Origin of the sequence: Sphingomonas limnosediminicola (assembly GCF_039537965.1) — a bacterium.
In the GTDB taxonomy this organism is placed as follows: domain Bacteria; phylum Pseudomonadota; class Alphaproteobacteria; order Sphingomonadales; family Sphingomonadaceae; genus Sphingomicrobium; species Sphingomicrobium limnosediminicola.
This window is the reverse complement of the sequence record NZ_BAABBM010000001.1, coordinates 2,832,743-2,848,166: the sequence shown is the minus strand read 5'-3', so window position 1 is coordinate 2,848,166 and position 15,424 is coordinate 2,832,743. Positions and strand designations below refer to the sequence as shown.

Sequence of the window (15,424 nt, the reverse complement as noted above, 5' to 3'; positions counted from 1 at the left end):
ATGGTTGACTGCCGACATGTGTTCGAACCTCTTGGTACAAGAGTGCGGCTAATCAGCGCTCCTGCATCCGCAAATGCGTAGTCTTACGTAAAGGCGGACCTCGGCTAGTGGCAGCTTTCCACCCAAACCTGCCGCTAGCGAGCTAGCGTCCGTTTTGGACCCAAAGAAGACGTCGCGAGTCGCCGCCGACGACCCCATTCAGACCTGTCCAGCCAGGAGCTTAGGAGTTCAGTCTGAGTTTGCTCGGAATTGGAACCAGCATCCCGGTTGCCGCGCGATATTTTGAGTACTCCGCCGCGAGCTTCGACCGCATTATGTCGGCTTCCTCCATCCGTGCTGCCACGACGTACAGCGCTGCAACGGAGGCAACGAGCAGCGCGACCGCGACTGTTCCTGCAAGCAGGGCACATGAAGACCAAAAGAGCACGTATGCGCTGTACAAAGGATGCCTGACGTGCCGGTACGGACCGGTAATAACCAGCGTCGGCGGAGTCGCTCTTGAGAACGCAAGTGACAGCGACCGATCGCGCGTGGCTCGCAACGCAGACTGGAACACCAGCGCCGCAAGTAAACCGAGCGCCGCAGCTGCCATCGACCGCAGCTCAGGGATTCGTGAACTCCTGCCGACTGTGACAATGGTGGCCACCGCCGTCGCGGTGGACAGGGCCAGCAGTGCTCCCAGCAATGGCTTTCGTGGGCTGCGCCTGTCGAAATGGTGGACTGCGCTCGCGAACCAGACGCCGATCGCTGAAAGTAAGCCGACGCACCCCCATCTGATCATTTCTGCCAATGTGACCTGCACAGGCTTACTCTCCTTGGCCCGTGCTAGTACGCGTCGGTAGCTGAAGTTCGAAACGTCGACCATTTGGTGGTATGAACATCCTTCACCATCAAGAAGAACGCGGCAGCGACGAGTCCGCATATGGCCGTGGCAAGGATAGCTGTGGTGCGGCTTTTCAGAGACGTCATCCCCGCTATCTTAGAGATCTGAGCATCAAGTGCTGCTGTTATTGCGCTTGCGGAACGAAGGTCAGCTGCTCCAGCCAAAGTCGTCCTGACCCGGCGCGCCATCCACAATCATCCATCGGAACGGGGGCAAATCCCGCGTCGGATAAAGCTCGGTGAATGTCGGCGAACAGGACACCTCAACATCGGCAAACCGAACTCCTGTCAGGGCGGCCGCCTGTATGGCCTCACAGCCGCTCTCAGTCAGAATGAAGCATGGGGTGGTTTCGACAAGAGCGTCACCAAGCCAACCGTCGAACTCGTAGTTAAGGCGGGTGACAACCAAGCGGCCATCGTCCCGCCGCGTTTCTGATTTCGGCCCTAGGCCACCCGCAACCTCGGGTTCGATGTAGTAGAACACGCACGCCCTTCGCCCGCGAGCTTAGCCCGCAGCCGAATGTCTGCAAGGGGCCACACTCAATCCGAGGCTAATGGCAGGAATGGGTCGAAACCTGCCACAAGCGGACGAGCCGCTAACGGCCAAAGTTGGACGTAGGGCAGGGACGTCCACCACGCGCCCATTGCTGTCGCTAGTGATTCTCCCATTTCGCGGCGTCGACTGACGTCATTCCAGCCTGCTGCATAGTAATGATCGCCGACGCGAAGCACTGGTAAGGAGCGTCTTCGTCGTACACGACGATTCCTCGCCGCGCGGCGGCCTTAACCGCGATCTCCAAGAGCTGCTTCTGCGTGACGCGCTGGCGGTCGACGGTCACACGGCAGGCACTGCCTTCCGCCTTAACATTTACAACGAGGGGCGGTTGTTTGGGATCAACTGAAACGCAGCCTGAGAGTAACAGCGTGGTGCAAAGGAGAGCTCGGTTCAGCGTCATCCCATCATCATGCAGCCAGTTCGCGGACAGCGCCAGAATGTCTCCTTCTACCAAAGTCGCCGCGAGCCCAGCGTCCGCTTTCGACCCATTGCGGAAACTACCGGTTAACGCAGTACTGACTTCGGCTCATCGGCCCGGCCACCACACCTCCATGGCCCACACAGCCCTCGGCGGTGATGGTCTTCAAAACGATGCCGCCGACAACCAGCGCTAAAGCAGCGATAATGAGAAACAGTGGTTTTATCCGCTTCATGGGAAGCAAACGTCCACGCGCGACGCGTGCGCGTCAATGTCCGCTCTCCAACCATTGCGGCCATTAGGAAGCACAGCCAAAGTTCCTCGTATGGCCGCTATTGACGCAGAGGTACTCGCCAGGCTTCAGCTGCACGACATTGCCAAGGTGACGTTCTATAAGCGCGACGAGCTCACGACCGATCTAATCTGTTGTGAGGTGCTCGTCGGGGAGGAAATGTACACGTTCCATGAGGAGCTGGTCGGCTGGGATTTCATCGACCACCTACAGGCGCTTCCTGATTTCAGTAGCGACTGGTTCGCGGCGATCTCCCATCCGCCGTTCGCCGCCGGCGAGAGTGTCGCTTTCAGCCGTCAGTAGAACCGTCGGTTTCCACCCATTCCGGCCACTAGCCCGCTGGCCGCTGCTCAAACTCTGAGAGAAGCTCCCAAAGCGGCTCTTGATCGTCCTGCGCCCGTTCGGCAGCATTCCGAACGGCATAATACTCAACTTCGTTCTTGATACTGCCGCAACGTACGACCCGACTGATAGTCTTGGAGAACTGGAACCGCATCGCAGTTAGGCTCGGCAAACCTTCGTGCACGAGTTCAATGTCGATCGCTGCAACTCGATCGCGAGGCCAACCGTCTGTCGCTTCAATAGTGTCGCCTATGGCCGTAGCCAGCCCTGATCGGGCCTTCGCAGGCCACCTCGCAGCAAGCTGGTCAAGACACTTTACCGGATCATTCTCAGCAGTTCGCAACTGGGCCGGAATGGTCTCGCGAGCAAGACGGGCAAACCAGGCCCGCATCCGTTCGTAGTTTTGAGCGTCAATCTTCATTGGCAAAAGCTGTCACGACAGGCGTGGCTCTGCAATGTCCGCTTTCCACCCAAAGCAGACGCTAGCCGGGCAGCTTCCAAAATAGGACTTCGACTGCCAGCTTGTCTGCCCGCAAGCGCGGCAAGGCTCATTCCCAAAGTCCGATGCCAGATCCGACCGCGAAACGTCGATAAGGTCACGGCTAAAGCGCCGTTCTCCGTGGCTTTAGTGACTTTAGTGACGTTAAGCCTCCACCCGCTCCGAGTCCGAAGCAGATCCGCGCCTAATAATCCTTGCTGACCCGGACGCTGGCGCTGGAGCGGCCGACGGTGGAGATGGTCGACAGGAGCGAGAGCCAACGGGTCATCTGATACTCCACCTGCGTCGCGGAATAGCCCTGGCCATCGGTTACGACCTCCACGAACAGGTTGCGCGTGATGTACTTGCCGGCGGCGATCGCCGTCTTCTGGCCGGTCGCGACGTCCGCCGGGACAATGCGAAGCCGGTCGAGGCCGACGGCTCGACGAAGGGCATTGATCGGATCGAGGCTGCCCGAGCCTGAGCGCAGCGCCGCAACCGCCGACGCGAGCTGAAGCGCTTCTGGCGCCGACAAGTTGGTGATCGACGTGCCGAACAGGATGCGAGACAAAAGCTCGTCCTGCGCCATGGCCGGGACGCTGGCGAAGGTGATCTCCGGCTTCTGGCCGGTCCCCGACACGATGACGCTCGCGCTCAAACCCTGGAGCGAGGCTTCGGCGCGAATGTCGAGCAGCGGGTCGGGCGGGCTTTCCCCAAGGAAGCGGATGACCCCGCGCTCGAGCCGGAAGATGCGTCCCGCGAAATCGTAATTGCCTTGAACCAGCTCGGCGCGCCCGGTGAAGCGCGGTTGATCCGCGAATCCCCCGACCTGCAAATTCGTGGTCCAGCGACTATTGATGCCGAGGCCCGTCACCTGAACGTCGTTGCCGGTGAGCTTGATCGCGAGCTTCCACGGATGAAGGTCCTTCGCCTCGATGACGTCTTCCGGGTCGAGGCCGATCTCGCGCACATTTAGGCGCGGCACGGCCGCTGCGGCGCTCGCGCGGCCGAGTTGGAAACGGCCCTTGTTCATCTTGAGATCGCCGGAAATCGTGCCGGTCTGCCCATCGGAGCGGATCTGCAGCGGCCCGGTCACGCGCGCGGCGACGTCGTCGCGATTCAGCAGCAGCGCCTGGCTCGCGTTAAAGCCGAGGTTCAGCGCGGTGCGACCGCCGCTAAAGGTGATCGTACCGTTGCCGGTCACCGAGCCGCCGCCGGAGGTGGTGCCGGAAATCTGGTTGAAGATGAGCTGCGGACCCGAGAAGCGCGCCTGCGTCGTCAGCTGTTCGATGACCATGCCGGTGACCTGGCTTTCCAGCCGCGCATTCTGTGTCCGCAGCGAGCCGCGGATCACCGGGTCGGCGAAGCGCCCGCCGATGTCGGCGCCGATCGCGAGCGGCCCGGACACGTCGATGACTTCGCTGCCCGTCAGGCGCCACAGGGTGTCCGCCGGTCCCCCGTAACGAAGCTGCGCAAACAGCGGCGCGTTGAGCAACTCGGTGAACAACGGCCCGTTGCCGAGCGGCGCAAATCGCGCCTGTGCGCGGCCGACGACCGTGCCGTTGCTTGCGGCAACGGCACGCATGGCCGCCTGATTGCCGTTGATCACGGCTGCGATGCCCGCATCGATCGGCTTGGAGGCAAGCACTAGTCCAGCGCGGCTCAAACCGCGGACCTTAAGGTTGAGCCGGCCCACGCGATTGCCCTTCCAGGCATAATCGAGCCGGCCAGTCGCCGAGCCTGACAGGTCGAGCTTGGGCCAGGCGACATCCAGGACTTCGAGCGGCATGCCTTGAACCTGCGCGTGCACTTCCGGGCGGGAGCCGCTGCGGCCCGAGACGATCGCAGTTCCGCCGGCAAAGCTGAGGTTCGTCGGCGAAAGCTCCCAGCCGTCTCCCGACCGGGTAAGAACGGCGGCCTGGTTTAGGACAAGCGCCTGGCGTTCGATGCGGCCTTCGCCGGTGAGCCGGATCTGGTTGGGAGTAACGTCGGCGAGCGTCGAGAATGCGAATGCCGCGCCTCGCCGGCCGGCGAAGGCGGCGCGGACCTGGCCGCTTCCGTTCATAAGCTTCGCGTTCGCCGTCAGCCGCGCCAGCGTAATCGCGCCGGTGGAGATGCCGCGCGCGTCGATCGAGCCGTCGATCGTCGTGCGCTCGTCGGCGAGAATGATGGTGCCATCCGCCCTCCCCATCCGAACCGCGAAAGCGCCGGGAAAGTTCGCGCCGTTAGCGACGAGATGCGCGTCGATCCGCTGCGCGCCGTGCACGGGCGAGAAGTCCAGCGTGCCGCCAAGCGTGCCGCCCGCGAGTTGGAGGCGGCCGCTGAAGCCTCCAGGATCCGAACGCAAGTCTCCGCTCGCATGTGCGCCGCCGGCGTCGAGCGCCGCGATCGAGATGATGGTCGCGCCATTGTGCGGAAGCAGTATGCGGCCGTTGCTCGTGAACGGACCCAGCCTCGAACCGCCGTTTGCGCGATAATTGAATCCAGCCGGCGTCGGATCGAGCAGCAACCGCACCGCATGAAGGCCGAGGCTGTCATTGGGGCGGTCGAGGAAAATATCCAGCTTTGGCCGCTCGATATGACCGTCCAGCGTCAGCTTGACCGGCCCGTATTTCGCCTGCCGCCCCGCCGCGACGATGTGGAACGTCCCGTCATGGAAGCGCTGTCCGGCGCCCGATAGCCTGAGCTTGGGCGAATAGATCTGCAAATTGGTGAAGTGGACGATCCCGTCCGCGCCGCGTTCCAGGTTCGTCGTTAGCGATGGCAGACCGCCGGTTAGATCGCGGAAGAAGCTGTTATCGAGGCGGCGTACCCACGCCTTTGCCGTGCCGACGACGTGCGATCCTTTGTTGTTGGGTCCGGGCACAACGCGGAGGTCGGTCATCACGTCGACGATACCTAGACCCGGGATGAGGTAGCGCTGCATCGCGCCTGACAGCGTCACGTCGAACCGGCCGGAGACGAGGTCGATAAGCAGCGAGATCTTTCCAGTCCACTTGGCGCTCGTCAGCCTGAGGCCGTCTCCGCGCACAAGCTTCGGCGTGATGCTGAGCCAGCCTTCGATCCGCGGATTGGCGAGCATGGCCCCGGCGACGTCGCCGATGCCGGTGATGGCGCGGGCGGACAGGCGGATGGGAACGCGCATCGGCCAGCCCGACAGCCTCCCCCGCCCTTCCGCACGCAGGTCGTCGAAGCCGGTGTTGTCGAACTGTACGTGCGGCGAGCTCAGGCGGTAGGAATAGTCCGCCGTCGCAAACGGACCGTCGAGCGTCCACACCATGCGCACGTTGCGGCCAGTCATGTTGGGGAACAGCGCGGACGGCGTCAGCAGGTCGACGCCGAGCCGCATTCCCCGATAGCGATTGTTGCCGAGATCGACCGCGCCCTTGGCGATGGCGCGCAACTCGGGCGTACCGGCGACGAACTCACCGTCGATGATGCGGTCTTTCAAGGTCGCGTCGCCGCGGATGTTGACCCACGGCACGGTCAGGCGGCGGAGCTTGCCCGTGAGGAATTGCGCCGGTGCCCACTTGCCCTGCAAACGGTAGCGGCCGTTATCGACACCTAGCGCCAGGCGAAGCGCCGGGCGTCCCGAAAGGTCGAGCGCGGCGTTCCCGCGCCATTTCTTCCAGCTTCCCTTCCCGTCCACATCGAGATTGATGGCGCGCTTCGTCCCGGCGAGCGCGGGGATGACCCCGTTCGCCGGCGACACCACGTGCGCCGCGACATCGAACTTGTTCCGGTCGGGCTCGGCGTCGAGCTTGAAGACGACGCGGTCGCCACCATTGTTCATCTGCGCCTGAAGCTCGACGAGGGCTCGGCCCTCGTGGACGTCGGCCTTGCCGCGCAGGCTTCCGCTCCGCGGCTGACCGGCGACCCCTGGTCCGATGTCGAGGCGATCCACGCGAAGCTCGCCAACGTGAATGTCGAAGCCGGGAAGGATGGGACCCGTGCGGCCCGTCGGCTTGAGCGCCGGGATGCGGGTCAGCGTAACGCGCTCGGCCGTCAGGCTGTCGATCGACAGCTTATTCCTGAGCCACGCGCCCGGCGCCCAATCGAGCTTGATGTTGGGCGACGTCAGGAACACGCCCTTCTGATCGGAGACCGCAACATTCTTCAGCTGCGACTTGCCGAAGATAGATCCGTCGATGCGGCCGATCCTGATCTTCAGCCCCGAAGCGGTCTCGAGTCGTTGGATCCGGTCGATGATGAAACGGTGCCCGGGCGCGCTGTCGAGCAGCACGAGCGCGCCGGCTAACAGGAACAGCAAGGCGACGAAGGCCGCGAACAGCTCGTTCAGAAGACGCCAGCGCCAGTCGGGGCGCAGTCTTCGCGGTGGCGGCGGGGTACCTTCGGCGGTGGCGGCGATCTCGGCCACGCCTAGAAGGCCTGGCCCAGTGAAACGGTCACCGCGACAAGACCGTCACCCTTCTGCCGGTTGAGAGGAACGCCAAGGTCAATGCGGATGGGGCCGAAGCTCGAATAATAGCGCGCGCCGATACCGGCCGCGAAACGCCAGGTGCTGAAGTCTGGGAGCGCGTGGTACGTCAGCGATCCGCCGTCGAAGAAAGGCACCACGCCGAAGTTCCCGCCGAACTGCTTGAGCCGGATGCGTGCTTCAAGAGCGAACTCGGCAAGTCCGCGCCCGCCAATCGGATCGCCGTCGGCGTCCTTCGGCCCGAGTTGCTGGTAGCCGTAGCCGCGCACCGACCCGCCGCCGCCGGAGTAGAACCGCCGAGATGGCGCGATGTCGAAGGCGGACGCGCCGACGATCGTGCCGAGCCGAATGCGCCCCGCCGCGACGACCTGATCGGACACTCTCTTGTATGCGCTCGCGTCGATCTGGCCACGGGCGTAGGCGAACTTTCCGCCGTGCGCCGACAGCTCGGGACTTAGGCGTCCGCTCAGCCGGAAGCCCGTGGTCGGATCGAGCAAATTGTCGCTTCCGTCATAGCCGAGCGCGAGTGGCAGGGCCGCGATAAAGAAAGTCCGCGTGTCCTTGATGCCTGACGTGCTGAACACGCCCTGCTCGTCGGTCGCGAGCACCTCGGCGCCGTAGCTCCAGGTCCATGTCTTCTGCCAGATAAAGTTGCTCTGCCGCTCGATATTGCCTGCGAGCCTGACCGTGCGTGCTTCATAGGCGTCGTAGCGCTGGTGCCCCGCGGATGCCTGCAGGTTCAGCACCTGGTCGCGTTTCATGAAATTGCTGCGTCGCAACTGGACCGCGGCGAGCTGTTCGCGTGTACCGAGCACGCCTCGAAGCGTGAGCGCGCCCTCAGGGTTCATGAAATTGCGGTCGGTCCAGCTCGCCTCGGCGCGTACACCCTGCCCGGTGCCGTAGCCGAGCTCGCCGGCGATGGTGTGCGAGGGCGCCGGCTCCAGCTTCACGGCAAGGTCGACGACGCGTCCACCATCGACCGGGATGACCTCGACATCGGCTGAAGCGACAAGTGTCGTTGCGATCAGGGCGCGCCGCAGATCGTCGATCTTCGAGCGCTTGAAGAGGTCGCCGCGCTTGAACCGCGCGATGATGGCAAGGTGGCGGGCGCTGAACGGCGGGCTTCCGCTGACGCGGATTGTGCCAAAGCGCGCGACAGGACCAGGATCGACCGGCAAGACCAGCGTCGCCAGGTGCGTCTGGTGATTGACGTCGACCCGCTGCTCGCCGATCTTCGCGCTTGCAAAGCCGTTCTGGCCGAGTGCCGTGGTCAGTGCAGTGCCGGCATCGATGACGTCCTGGGCGATAACCGGGTCGCCGGCTTTGACGCCGAAGACGTCGCGGAACTTCGAACCCTCCTCGCCGGCCTGCGACAGACCGGGAAGCTCGACCGAAGCAAAGCGATATTGCTGGCCGGGATCGGCGGTGAGCACGACCCGCAGGCCGTCGGCAGCGCGCTCGGTCCGCGGCTCGACGACCGCGTCATAATAGCCTTGGCTCCGCAAAAGCTCGGTTAGGAGGTCCGCGTCCGCTCGCGAACGACGGCCAATCTGCGCGGCGTTGGCGCTCTTCTTCCGATCGGTCTCGAGCGCCGATTGCGCGCGGAAACTCTTGAGGATGTCTTCCGCGCCGCCGACGCTACCGATGCCTTCTATGGTCCAGGCGTAGCGAACCTGGCTCGTTCCGTCCTCGCTGGATTGGGGGGACACTGTCGGCGCCGTCCCAGCAGTAGCAGGAAGCGTTTCGTCCTTGGCGTTAAGGTCGGGCCACTCGACGCCAAGATCCGGCATCGGGGCGAGCGGTGCGCTGGGGTCGAGCTCGGCAGCGTCAGGCTGCTGCGGTGCGGCGGGCGGCGTCTGTGCGAGTGCCGGTGCGGGAGCGAGCGCGACGGCACTGGCCGCCGAGAGCAGCCATGCGGCCCTCCCCACTGAACCCCGCCCGATCATCCTTGATCAGCCTTAACCAGCGCTTGTGAACGGCGCCAGTATGAAGGATTGGCCGGGAGCGCTTAACCGCCCGAATCCCGGGCTTTAGTGGACGGACCCGCTAACCTCTTCGCTGCTGAGCGTCGCAATCACCCGCTCGATATGCCGCCAGTGGCAGAAGCGCGTGACATTGCCGTTGTCGCGGCTTTCCTCGGCGCGCGCAGCAGCTTCATAGCCGGCATCGTCACCGAAGCGCTCCATGAGGTCGGAAGCGTCGGCAAGCGCGACGCGGCCATGGATGAAGGGGGTGTCCATGCAGCTTCATTAAGCCCGAGCCCGTTTCCCGAGTGCCGACAAATGTCGCTAACGGCCCGTTGACCATGTTAGGGAGCTGGGGGGCCCTTTTTCGATGTCCGACATTTTCGTCTCGTACAAAGCGGAAGACCGGCGGCGGGTTCAGCCCCTGGTTGACGCCTTGCAGCAGGACGGCCTCGGCGTCTGGTGGGATGCGCACATCGGCGGAGGCGACGCTTGGCGGGAAACGATCGAAACCCAACTCGACAGTGCCAAATGTGTCCTGGTCATCTGGAGCAAACGTTCCGTGGGGCCAGACGGGCGCTTCGTGCGCGACGAGGCATCCCGCGCCCAGCGGCGCAACGTCTATGTGCCTGTCCTCATCGATAAAACCCAGCCGCCATTAGGGTTCGGCGAGACACAGGCGATTTCGCTGGTTGGGTGGAAAGGCGATCGCTCCGACCAACGGTACCGAGCCGTTCTGGAATGCGCCAAGGCGATCATCGCCGGCAAAAGTGCTCGGATCCAGTCCGGCGGATCAAAGCAGGGTCCGTCGTTGCCCCGGCGCTCTCTACTTGTTGGGGGAGCCGCTGCTGCCGTCGCTGCCGCTTTTGCAGGATGGTCTTTCTTCAAATCGACCGATGCCCGAGCATCGGAGGGCATTGCCGTACTGCCTTTCGCGAATATCAGCGGCGACCCGTCGCAAGCCTATTTTTCGGACGGTATTGCTGAGGAGCTTCGCAGCGCTCTGGCGCGCATCCCGCACCTGAAGGTGATCGGCAGAACATCCTCCGAACTCGTGAAGAACTCGGACGCTGTCACGGCGGCGCACAGGCTCGGCGTCGGCAACCTGGTCACGGGTAGCGTGCGCCGGTCGGCTTCATTGATTCGGGTAACCGCGCAGCTCGTTTCCGGCAGCGACGGCGTCGAGCGATGGTCGCAAGTCTACGACCGCGCGCCCGGCGACATTCTCATGATTCAGTCGGATATCGCCAAGAGCGTTGCCGATGCGCTTAGTCTGCAACTCAGCCCGGAGACTCGGCGGGCAATGGCATATGGCGGCACGGACAGCCCCGCCGCGCACGACCTCTACCTCAAGGCAATCGACCTGCGCGAGAGGGGCCATAACGAGGGCAATTTCCGGCAGGCGCTGACGTTGTTCGATGCGGCGATTGAAGTCGATCCGCGCTTTGCAGACGCTTACGCACAAAAAGCGAGTACGATCGTCAACATCGTCGGGTCCTATTCCACAAAGGCGGCCCAGTTCGACCGCGGTTACAATGAGGCCATGGCGGTGGCTCGCCAGGCCATTGCGCTCGCCCCGGAAAGCGCACTCGCTCACGCGGCACTGGCGGCAGCGTTCACCGGCAAGCTCGACGTCATTACCGCTCTGTCTGAATATCAGCGCGCGCTGAAGCTATTTCGGGGCGAGTTTGAGGTTCTCGAAACGTACAGCAATTTCGCAGCCAGGCTTGGGAACAGCAAAGAGGCGCTGAAGGCAGCCGACAAGGCGATAGTGTTGGACCCGCTCAATCCCCGACCGAGAGCGATGCGCGGCAACTCGCTGTTCTACGCCCGAAACTATGAGGAGGCCGCGAAGACTTATCGTGAAACCATTGAGCTTGCCCGCGCGGCAAGTCCGCTTGGCCCCGTCAGTCTTGGAAATTGTTTGCTCCTTCTAGGGAAGACCGAAGAAGCGCGGGCGGCATACGCGAAGGCGCCGCCAGATAATATCTATCGGCTGACTGGTGATGCCATCTTGTCGGCCCGCACTGGCGATGCTGCACGCGCCAGCCGAAATCTTGCCCAAGTGCAGGAGATTTTCGGGGATAGCGCAGCTTATCAGCAGGCGGAAATCTACGCTCAACTAGGGCAAGCGGATCGCGCCTTTGCCGCGCTGGAGCGGTCGTTAGAAGTCAGGGATCCTGGCCTTCTAGCCCTGCCGCGCGATCCCTTCCTCGACCCCTTGCGCAGCGACGGCCGCTTCCCCGCCCTCTTAAAGAAGCTTGGTTGGCCGCAATTCGACGGCTGACGCTGGCCTGACGCGGATACGTCTGCCAAAGGCTCGTGCGTGATACAGCGTACGACCAAAGCCGGCGGCTGCTTCCTGACCGTCTTCCTTCTCGCAGGCTTCGTCGCAGGCTTGGCGATCAAAGATCCGATGAAGGGTGTGCTGATCGGTCTCGCGATTGGCGCCACGCTTGCCGCCGCGACGTGGCTTATCGACCTGCGCCGCGGGTCCTAGACGACCTTACGTCCGGACCAAATCACGCGGCCGATGCAGTTGATCTCGTCGAAACCGCAATCGGGCCAGTCGGGATAAGCCGGATTGTCGGACTGCACGGTCACCCGCCGTCCCATCGGGTTCAGCGCCAGGCGCTTGACGACGAGCGCATCGTCGATCCTCAGGACGTAAATGCCGTCGCGGAGGCGGTCTCCACAATCGCCGAGGTCGACGAGGATGTCGTCACCGTCGTTTAGCGTAGGCGACATGGAATCGCCCTCGACGCGGACGATGGAAAGGTTGGATGACGGCGTCGACGTCAGCGCTTTCAACCAACGCTCGTCGAAGCCGAAATAAGGTTTGCCCAGCCCTTCGTTCGCAATCGCGCCCGGGCCGGCAGAGACGGAAACCGGGTGGCGGTTAATACTGACCAGTTCGCCAGGCGCGCGCGGTTCCTCGGGCGGACCGCCGAGAGCGCTTTCCGAAATCGAGAAGTAACGGGCGAGCTTTCGCCGCTCCTCCTCCTTCAATCTTTTGGGCACGCCGCGTCTCACGAATTGCTGAATATATGCTGCGTTGCGGCCGAGCATCCGCGAGAGCCCGGCGAAGTCCTCGCCGCGCTCGGCACAGAGACGCTCAAGGACAGCGCGCGGATCCGAAACCATTAAACACCTCTTTAACGATAGGTAATTGCCTATGCAAGTAGGAAATGCGTCGGGAATACCTGGGCAGCCGAGTCGCAGACGACAATAAGGAATGCCAGTGTACTTGCTCAAAGAGGTAGAGATCGCGGAAGTGACGTTGCACCGACCCGTTTCGGACGCGATGTCGTCGGATTTCCACGCTTTTATTTTCGATCTTCGCAACGGCCGCTCCCCGCGACCGAATACCGTCGCGCGGGTGCGCGCTTATTTGGAGGCCGTGTAATGAACCGGGTCGCTATGTCGTCGGCGGCCGCCAATCTCCTCCGCGCGCTGATCGCTCGAAGCGGCAACGCGCGATAGGATTTTGCTTACAGAGGTTTCATCAGTCGATTGGCAATCACTCACTTTCATGGGCGAGCGACACTTCGCGCTCCGTGTTTGTGGACCCGATTCAGGGGAGGTGGTCAGGCGCATGTGCGGTGGGCTGGAGGATGCGGAGTTTAGCATTCCGGGTCAGATCGTCGCTGACGTCACAGTCTTCGGAAAGCCGGTTCGCGAGCCCGATGGCTCCACGACCATCACGATCGAGGCACTGACGATTGGCGAATAGTCAACCCAACGAGCGGCGCAGTTCGGCAAGCGCTTCGTGAAGCGCTTCCGACGCGTCCGCGGTTTGCGGCCGCTGAGCTTGCTGGGACGGCGCGCCGCGCAAGTGCCGCTCGATACGATCGTTGAGCTGCCCAGGCGTCGGCATCGCTGCCCGGTCGAACAACCGGACGACACGCGATTCCGGGCCAAGCTCGGCCAAGATATCGTCGAGGACGAGTTCGTCGGCTTCGGAGGCAGCCATGGGGCGAAACCGGTCTTCCTCGGTGAGAAGCAACTCGACCTGCTCGGTCAGCAGCAACTCCTCCTCGGTAAAAAGCAACTTGGCCTGCTCGGTCAGCAGCAGCTCTTCTTCGAACTCAAGATCGGGCAGGTCGAAAGATGACGAACTGAACGCCTCCCCGCCGGCCGGCACTCGCCGCAACGCGCCTGCGCAGGCTTCATAAGCGAGCGCCCCGAAAAGCAACGCACCCGCCCCGAGACGCGGCAAAGGCAGCGCCTCGCGCATCGCGACAATGACGACGAACGCCACCGCCACGGCGAAGACCGCAGCCGCAGTCTGATCGATTGCGGCTTCAATTCGCTCTTCCCTGCGTCCGCGCATGAAAGTCGGACTAGCAGCTAATCCTTGCCAGTCAGTTAGGCTGGGATCTCGCGAGGATGCTGAATTTCCGTGACCTCCGGCGCCTCCTCGATCAGGTCGACGATCGCGCCGGTGAAGGCGTCGACGTCCTCAGGATTGCGGCTGGTGACGATATTGCCGTCCGTTACGGCCGCTTCATCAACCACATTGGCACCGGCATTCCGCAAATCCGTTCGGATCGACGGCCATGCCGTCGCGGTGCGCCCGCGCAGAAGGTCCGCCTCGACCAGCAGCCACGGCCCGTGACAAATGGCGCCGACCGGCTTTCCCGCGTCGGCAAAATCCTTGATCAGCTGGATCACCTTCACGTTGGTCCGCAGATGGTCGGGATTGCGAACACCGCCCGGCAGGATCAACGCGTCGAAATCATCGGCCAGCGCCTCGTCGACAGTCAGGTCCGGCCGGATCGTCTTGCCCGGATCGTCGTGGACCGTCGCCTGAATCGGATCGCGCTTTGGTGACGCGAGCACGACCTCGGCGCCGCGCTGCTGCAGGATCTGGCGCGGACCGAACAGCTCCCACTCCTCGAAGCCGTCGGTCGCGACGATCAGCACTCTCGCTTCATTGATCTGAGGCATCGGCGAGTCTCCTCCTTACTTCCGTTAGGAACCCCCGCCCTTCCCGCTCGCTTATGCCTGCCGATGGACCGAGTGAAGCGACAATCGGCGTGCTGAGGCATAGCAGCGATGCCGAGCCAGGCATCTCCCGCAAGCGGAAGGGCCGTTACTGGGCCTATTTCGATCCCGACGGGAAGCGCATCACGGACCGCGACGAAATCGACCGCCTCAACGCGGTCGGCCTGCCCCCGGCCTATGAGAATGCCTGGTTCTGCACCGATCCCAACGGCCACCTTCAGGCGACCGGGGTCGATGCGAGGGGCCGCAAGCAGTATCGTTACCACGAGGACTTTCGTGCCAAGCGTGAAAGCGCGAAATACGACGGCCTGCTGGAGTTCGGCAAGGCGCTGCCCAAACTTCGCCGCCACGTCGAGAGGGATCTGAAGCATCGGCAGCTCGGGCGAGAAACCGTGCTCGCCGCCGTGATCCGGCTCCTCGATACCGAGCATCTTCGCATCGGCAACGAGCAATATGCGCGGGACAACAAGAGCTTCGGCGCCACCACGCTGCGCGGCCGCCACCTCCGCAGCATAGGCAGCAAGATGACGATGCGCTTCACCGGCAAGCACGGCATCGTCCACGAGGTCCGGATCAGCGACAGCAACCTCAAGCGCATCTGCAAGCGCTGCCAGGAACTGCCCGGCCAAATGCTGTTCCAGTACGTCAACGGCGACGGCGAGCCGAAGCCGATCACATCCGGCGACGTGAATGAATATATCAAGCAGGCGACCGGCGGCGACTTCACCGCCAAGCATTTCCGGACCTGGGGCGCGAGCGTCATCGCCCTAGAGCAATTGCTGAAGAAGGCCGAGGACGCGCGGATCAGCGTCAAGACGGTGATCGAACCGGTTGCGGAAGCGCTCGGCAACACGCCGGCGATCAGCCGCAAGTCCTATGTGCACCCGCAATTGCTCGAGGCCGTAAAGGATGACGCGCGCGATCCGCTCAACGGCATGGAGCGGCCGCGTGCCAAGACGCGCATGTCGAGCACTGAAGTCGCGTTGCTCGAATTTCTCGCCCTCAACGGCAAGAAGCCGCGTCGCAGGAAACGGCGGTGAAGGAGAA

Annotated in this window: 16 protein-coding genes; 5 read left to right on the top strand and 11 right to left on the bottom strand. The window is 63.2% G+C overall.

Features of this window, described 5'->3' with window-relative positions; translation table 11 throughout:
• Nucleotides 1-220: 220 nt before the first annotated feature.
• From ABD704_RS14650 to ABD704_RS14635, 4 genes are all read right to left on the bottom strand, one after another.
• Nucleotides 221-865, bottom strand: coding sequence for a methyltransferase family protein (locus tag ABD704_RS14650; protein WP_344700435.1), 645 nt, complete (start codon nucleotides 863-865; stop codon nucleotides 221-223).
• Nucleotides 866-1,030: 165 nt separating this feature from the next.
• On the bottom strand, nucleotides 1,031-1,366 hold the full coding sequence (locus tag ABD704_RS14645) for a hypothetical protein (RefSeq protein WP_344700434.1): 336 nt from the start codon (nucleotides 1,364-1,366) through the stop codon (nucleotides 1,031-1,033).
• 169 nt (nucleotides 1,367-1,535) lie between these two features.
• On the bottom strand, nucleotides 1,536-1,721 hold the full coding sequence (locus tag ABD704_RS14640) for a hypothetical protein (protein WP_344700433.1): 186 nt from the start codon (nucleotides 1,719-1,721) through the stop codon (nucleotides 1,536-1,538).
• Between the two features lie 214 nt (nucleotides 1,722-1,935).
• Nucleotides 1,936-2,091: a hypothetical protein gene (locus tag ABD704_RS14635; protein WP_344700432.1), complete on the bottom strand. Its 156-nt coding sequence runs from the start codon at nucleotides 2,089-2,091 to the stop codon at nucleotides 1,936-1,938.
• Nucleotides 2,092-2,181: 90 nt separating this feature from the next.
• Between ABD704_RS14635 and ABD704_RS14630 the strand changes: the two genes are divergently transcribed.
• Nucleotides 2,182-2,451 carry a hypothetical protein gene (locus ABD704_RS14630; protein ID WP_344700431.1) on the top strand — a complete coding sequence of 90 codons (270 nt, stop codon included), beginning with the start codon at nucleotides 2,182-2,184 and terminating at the stop codon, nucleotides 2,449-2,451.
• 28 nt (nucleotides 2,452-2,479) lie between these two features.
• On the opposite strand, the gene ABD704_RS14625 is transcribed toward ABD704_RS14630, so the two are convergent.
• The 4 genes from ABD704_RS14625 to ABD704_RS14610 form a co-directional block, all read right to left on the bottom strand.
• Nucleotides 2,480-2,911 (bottom strand): hypothetical protein, encoded by a 432-nt coding sequence (locus ABD704_RS14625; RefSeq protein WP_344700430.1) that lies wholly within the window; start codon nucleotides 2,909-2,911, stop codon nucleotides 2,480-2,482.
• Between the two features lie 262 nt (nucleotides 2,912-3,173).
• Nucleotides 3,174-7,346 carry a translocation/assembly module TamB domain-containing protein gene (locus tag ABD704_RS14620; RefSeq protein ID WP_344700429.1) on the bottom strand — a complete coding sequence of 1,391 codons (4,173 nt, stop codon included), beginning with the start codon at nucleotides 7,344-7,346 and terminating at the stop codon, nucleotides 3,174-3,176.
• 2 nt (nucleotides 7,347-7,348) lie between these two features.
• Complete coding sequence (locus ABD704_RS14615) at nucleotides 7,349-9,334, bottom strand: autotransporter assembly complex protein TamA (RefSeq protein ID WP_344700428.1); 1,986 nt, start codon at nucleotides 9,332-9,334, stop codon at nucleotides 7,349-7,351.
• A 102-nt stretch (nucleotides 9,335-9,436) separates the two neighbouring features.
• Entirely contained in the window at nucleotides 9,437-9,646 is a 210-nt protein-coding gene (locus ABD704_RS14610) for a hypothetical protein (protein WP_344700427.1), read from the bottom strand.
• 94 nt (nucleotides 9,647-9,740) lie between these two features.
• On the opposite strand from ABD704_RS14610, the gene ABD704_RS14605 reads away from it, so the two are divergent.
• Entirely contained in the window at nucleotides 9,741-11,657 is a 1,917-nt protein-coding gene (locus ABD704_RS14605) for a TIR domain-containing protein (RefSeq protein ID WP_344700426.1), read from the top strand.
• Nucleotides 11,658-11,696: 39 nt separating this feature from the next.
• On the top strand, nucleotides 11,697-11,870 hold the full coding sequence (locus ABD704_RS14600; protein WP_344700425.1) for a hypothetical protein: 174 nt from the start codon (nucleotides 11,697-11,699) through the stop codon (nucleotides 11,868-11,870).
• Here the strand turns inward: ABD704_RS14600 and ABD704_RS14595 are convergent.
• Complete coding sequence (locus ABD704_RS14595; RefSeq protein ID WP_344700424.1) at nucleotides 11,867-12,514, bottom strand: S24 family peptidase; 648 nt, start codon at nucleotides 12,512-12,514, stop codon at nucleotides 11,867-11,869. The genes ABD704_RS14600 and ABD704_RS14595 overlap by 4 nt on opposite strands.
• A 439-nt stretch (nucleotides 12,515-12,953) precedes the next feature.
• Between ABD704_RS14595 and ABD704_RS14590 the strand changes: the two genes are divergently transcribed.
• Entirely contained in the window at nucleotides 12,954-13,103 is a 150-nt protein-coding gene (locus tag ABD704_RS14590; RefSeq protein ID WP_344700423.1) for a hypothetical protein, read from the top strand.
• Here ABD704_RS14590 and ABD704_RS14585 read toward each other — a convergent pair whose 3' ends face one another.
• Both ABD704_RS14585 and ABD704_RS14580 read right to left on the bottom strand, forming a co-directional pair.
• The gene (locus ABD704_RS14585) at nucleotides 13,104-13,703 is read right to left on the bottom strand and encodes a hypothetical protein (protein WP_344700422.1); all 600 of its coding nucleotides are present in this window, start codon (nucleotides 13,701-13,703) and stop codon (nucleotides 13,104-13,106) included. It abuts the gene before it with no gap.
• Between the two features lie 35 nt (nucleotides 13,704-13,738).
• Entirely contained in the window at nucleotides 13,739-14,320 is a 582-nt protein-coding gene (locus ABD704_RS14580; protein ID WP_344700421.1) for a DJ-1/PfpI/YhbO family deglycase/protease, read from the bottom strand.
• Nucleotides 14,321-14,373: 53 nt separating this feature from the next.
• On the opposite strand from ABD704_RS14580, the gene ABD704_RS14575 reads away from it, so the two are divergent.
• Nucleotides 14,374-15,417, top strand: coding sequence for a DNA topoisomerase IB (locus tag ABD704_RS14575; RefSeq protein ID WP_425565441.1), 1,044 nt, complete (start codon nucleotides 14,374-14,376; stop codon nucleotides 15,415-15,417).
• Nucleotides 15,418-15,424: the final 7 nt, after the last annotated feature.